This is a genomic window from Vibrio cionasavignyae (assembly GCF_050337155.1).
Taxonomy (GTDB): Bacteria; Pseudomonadota; Gammaproteobacteria; order Enterobacterales; family Vibrionaceae; genus Vibrio; species Vibrio nomapromontoriensis.
Genome location: NZ_JAKJSR010000049.1, coordinates 1 through 4529 on the forward strand (window position 1 = coordinate 1; position 4529 = coordinate 4529).

General features: G+C 46.5%; 1 protein-coding gene. It reads right to left on the reverse strand.

The features are described 5' to 3' along the window. Nucleotides 1-4529, reverse strand: a 4529-nt coding sequence (locus L4D74_RS24870; protein ID WP_428755069.1) for a tandem-95 repeat protein, incomplete at both ends; no start/stop codon positions are given.

Consider the following 4529-nt stretch of genomic DNA (forward strand, 5'->3'; position numbering starts at 1 on the left):
GTTCAGTTCAAAGACAGAACCGTTAACCGTATACTGACCTTGTGCGTCGGTTTGTACGGTATGGGAGTTACCCACCGCATCGCTTAAGGTCACATCCGCGCCAACGACAGGCTGGCCATTTTCTGCGTTAAGTACCGTCCCTGTGACCGTGGTCGCCTCTCCTTGCTCTCCGATGATGGCGGTCATGTCGTCATCTTCAATATCGGTAGCAAATTGCAAGAGCTCAGCTTGCGTCACGGTATAGGAGCCATCTTCTTCAATTGTGATCGGCACATCWGCTGAAATAATCGGAGCGTCATTCACCGGATCGACGGTGAGTGCTAAGTTTCCGGCAATAGGTGTACTTCCATCACTGATATCATATGAGACATCAATGAGGCCGTTAAAGTTGGCGTCCGGTGTGATGGTAAAGGTGCCATCGCCATTATCTACGATAGTGGCATTGGTCGCAGATAAGTTGTCTGCACTCAGAGCATCCCCATCAATATCAGCAGCATTAGCAAGTAGTTGTGCTTGGTTGACAATGATGCTGTWGTCTTCGTCGACACTTGCCGTGACGGTGTCTGTAGTCGGTAAGTCATTGACAGGATTAACCGTCAACCCACCCGCTCCTTGGACGGTGGCGTCGCCATCAGAGATATCAAACGAGACATCAATATTGCCGTTAAAGTTTGCATCTGGTGTGATGGTAAAGGTGCCATCTTGGTTATCCAGCACCGTTGCATTACCCGAAACCGACACATTACTGGCGGTTAAATCATCGCCGTCTACATCACTGGCTTGAGATAGCAGCTGATTTTGTGACAGGGTAATGTTGCCATCTTCATCCAAGGTGTAGGCGATGTCACCGCTAACGGGCGCATCATTGACGGCCAACACATTAACATCAAAAGTAGACGCGACTTGAGCGCCATCTTCATCCTCAATAACAATATCCAGCGTCACGGTRCCATTGAAATTTTCATTCGGTGCAAAGCTGCATGTTCCATCGTTATTAATGGTGAAGATCCCGTCAGTCCCGTCGTAACTAACACCCACTAATGACACGTCCCCTTCGATATCAGAGGCATTCGACATTAGTTGGTCTTCATTAAATATCAGTGTGTTATCTTCTTCAACGGTATAAGATACTGAGCCAAATACAGGCAGATCGTTGACGGACTCTACGGTTACACCAATATTCGCTTGGCTTGATTCTGCGCCATCCGTGACAGAATAGCTAAGAGTTAACTCGCCATGGAAATTTTCATTGGGAACGAAGGTATAGCTTCCTTCGCCATTGTGAGTAAATACACCTTCGGTGCCTTCATAACTTACGCTCTCGACAGTCAGTTCATCACCATCAATATCAGATGTCGCTAACAGGATATCCTCATCACTGAACAACAAAGAGCCATCTTCCTGAATGATAAACGGTAGATCACTGGCGACTGGCGCATCATTGACAGGTGTGACGTTAACAAAAACAGTAGCGGTATCGAATGACCCGTTTCCATCAGTCACTGTATAGTCAAAAGACGTTTGCCCATTAAAATCAGCCTCTGGTGTGAATTGAATCTGGCCAGTTGCATCCAGTGATACACTACCATGGGTATTATCAGTGGCTTCTACACTGACTAACGTTAGCTCGTCGCCATCAATGTCAGAATCATTGACCAAAAGATCACTGGCTTGAAGTGTCAGAACCCCATCTTCTTCGACATCTATGGCTTGTGAAGTAATTGAACCATCAATTTCTACCAGCTGCTCAGTGACGTTTAAAGTATCGTTTGCTGTACTGTGGTTAAGGTTAAGTAGCAACGAATTCGTTACCTCACTGCCATCACCTTGAATTGTTGTGAGTTGAATCTCCTCTGACATAGTTCTGGACACGGTCATATTTTGTACGACATAGGTACCGCTACCACCAGTGGTCCCTAATTCAAATTGGTGAACAGGCACATCCGTGGTGAAGGAATAGGTATCCTCATATTCGCCTGAATCTCTGTACCCACCTTGTGTGCTAATTAAGTTGCCGTCTATGTCAAACGCACGGATATTAACTTGCGTTGCTTGAGAGCTGCTTTCATCGAAATAGCCACCTAATCCGTCGAGCTGAAAAGTAATTTGGTTAACATCTTCACCTTCAACGGTTACCGCTAAGGTCTCATCTTCACTCAAGCCATTATTGGATTGGTTGCCGATGCCAGCGCCAATATGACTATTCGGGCCATTCCAAGCCGCTAAAGCACCTTCACTGACAACAGTGGTAATCACCACTCCATCTTCTGTATAGATGGCAGTATCACCTTGAACGTCACCCCAATCACTCGTTGCTGCGTTGCCGTCAAAGCCTGGGCTATTTTCATCATTATCAAAACTACCAACACGGATATCCCTTGTGTCAGCTTGAATTTCTACTGTATTTGGTACAAATTGTACTTCTGTGTCGGCTGGATACTCTAAGCCAATCACCATATCAGCCCACTCTCCATTCTCATCGAGATATTGGACGGCGCCGTGCTCTGGCGCGACATCGAGACGTATCATCGGGTCAGCACTAGATAGCATTATGTCGTCTCGTGCTATGACGGGATCATTAACCGGATCAACCGTTAAGTTAAGCGATGTTGCTATGGTCTCTTCTCCATCGCTCACATCAAAGGTCAGTGATAGCGGGCCACTAAAGTTTTCGGCTGGGGTAATGGTAAACGTACCATCCCCATTATCAGTCACATCGCCAAACGCTTCGAGATATAGGTTGCTAGCTACTAATTGGTCGCCATCAATATCTGATGCATGAATCAAAAGTTGTTGTTGTGATAGTGTAATAGAGTGATCTTCGTTGACCTGATAAGCTATCGGTCCAGATACAACGGGAACATCGTTTACCGAAATAACATCAATGTTAGCGGTTGTCGCTGAAGTAAGCCCAGACTCGTCAGCCACAATGACTTGTAGCTCAATGTCACCATCAAAGTTTTCGTTTGGTGCGAAATAGTAAGTACCATTTTCATGTACTGAAAAAATACCGTCGCTGCCAGAATAAGTTACCGATTCTAGCGATACTTGTTCGCCATCGGCATCACTGGAATTCGCTAGGAGTTGCTCTGCAGTAATATCAATGATGCCTTCTTCGTTAACTGAGTACGATGTTGAGCCCGCAATCGGCGCATCATTCACGGCTGCAACCGCAATATCAATGATTGCACTTGATATATCAGTTCCATCAGTCACATCAAAACTAAGGTTGATCGCGCCATTGAAGTTTTCATTTGGCGTGAATGTATGTGTTCCATTGCCATTTGAGACAAGTACCCCATCCGTACCTTCGTAGTGAACACCTGTCACCATTAGCGTATCGTCTTCTACGTCAGTCGCTCCGATCAGAAGCTCCGCATCAGTGAAGGTTAATGTGCCGTCTTCATCCATACTGAACGTTTGGTCATAAATAACCGCCGCATCATTTACCGCGGTAACGGTAACATCGAGTTGAGCTGGTGAAATACCACCATTACCATCATCAACGGTGTAGTTAATTTCAAACTCACCATTAAAGTTCTCATCCGGTGTGATGGTATAAGTCCCATCACCATTATCGGTAATGACGCCGTTTGGCATGCTAATATCACCAACAGTGACGTTGTCACTGCCATCGGTGCCATTTTCTCCATCGGTGCCTTCATCGACGTTAAACAGCGCAGCAATATCAACACCATTTTCGGCGTTGGCCGCTTCTTCACTGGTCGGTAAGGTAAACGCGGTTTGTCCTCCAACCTCTTGGCTTGGTACCACAATGCCATCTACGACATCAAACACATGCCAGTGGTCACCACTGATGTTTTCTGGAAGCTCCGGAGTAAAGGTTTGTACTAAAGTATCGCCAACAAAGACCTGAACTTGTACTTCATCCACACCATCCACATCCCAACTGCGATTGGTATAGTTGTGGACCGAGTAATGCATATTGGCATCTTGATAGTTCGGCACGGTGATGGTTTCAGGGCCATGACCATTGGTATCATCAACGTCTTGTTGAACGGTACCCCCGCTCAAGTTATGGCTCATATCTTGATAAAATATATGGTCAAGCTCGGCGCCTGTATCCGTATCATAAAGCCACAAATGGTTATCCATATCGCGCGGTGATGCACCCCACGTCACAACAATGCGCATATCGGTGGTTTCGAGCACATCAGACAAGGAAATCACGCCACTGTCAATGGTTTCACCGGCAGGCACGAGGAAGCTATTAGTAATAGCGCCTTCTTGCTCAATGGTAATGGTCCCTTGTTCAAAGACAGAACCGTTAACCGTATACTGACCTTGTGCGTCGGTTTGTACGGTATGGGAGTTACCCACCGCATCGCTTAAGGTCACATCCGCGCCAACGACAGGCTGGCCATTTTCTGCGTTAAGTACCGTCCCTGTGACCGTGGTCGCCTCTCCTTGCTCTCCGATGATGGCGGTCATGTCGTCATCTTCAATATCGGTAGCAAATTGCAAGAGCTCAGCTTGCGTCACGGTATAGGAGCCATCTTCTTCAATTG